This is a genomic window from Mesorhizobium sp. M1A.T.Ca.IN.004.03.1.1 (assembly GCF_003997555.1).
Classification (GTDB): domain Bacteria; phylum Pseudomonadota; class Alphaproteobacteria; order Rhizobiales; family Rhizobiaceae; genus Mesorhizobium.
Genome location: NZ_RZTV01000157.1, coordinates 1 through 304 on the forward strand (window position 1 = coordinate 1; position 304 = coordinate 304).

The window sequence follows — 304 nt, forward strand, 5'->3', positions numbered from 1 at the left end:
ACTGGATCACGTATTTGCCAAACCAGCCATGCCAGGGAATGGCACTGTGCTTGACCAGACCAATAGCGCCAAAGGTGATGGTCACGACTGCGAATTCGGCCGTTGGCAGGCCGACAAGCAGCGCCGGAACGACCATGATGGCCATATTTATCGCCTTCTCCAGCGGATGCTCCCGCGACGAAGTCAGCGCGTTGAACTCTTCGGCTGCGTGGTGAAATTCGTGCAGCCGCCATAGTACGGGCAGCCGGTGCATCAACCGATGCTGCCAATAGCTCAAGAAGTCTGACAGCACTAGGAACACGAG

The 304-nt window shown here is 56.9% G+C and carries 1 protein-coding gene; it reads right to left on the bottom strand.

Translation table 11 applies throughout. The features are described 5' to 3' along the window. Positions 1–304, bottom strand: a 304-nt coding sequence (locus EOD29_RS31135; RefSeq protein ID WP_164763914.1) for a sterol desaturase family protein, incomplete at both ends; no start/stop codon positions are given.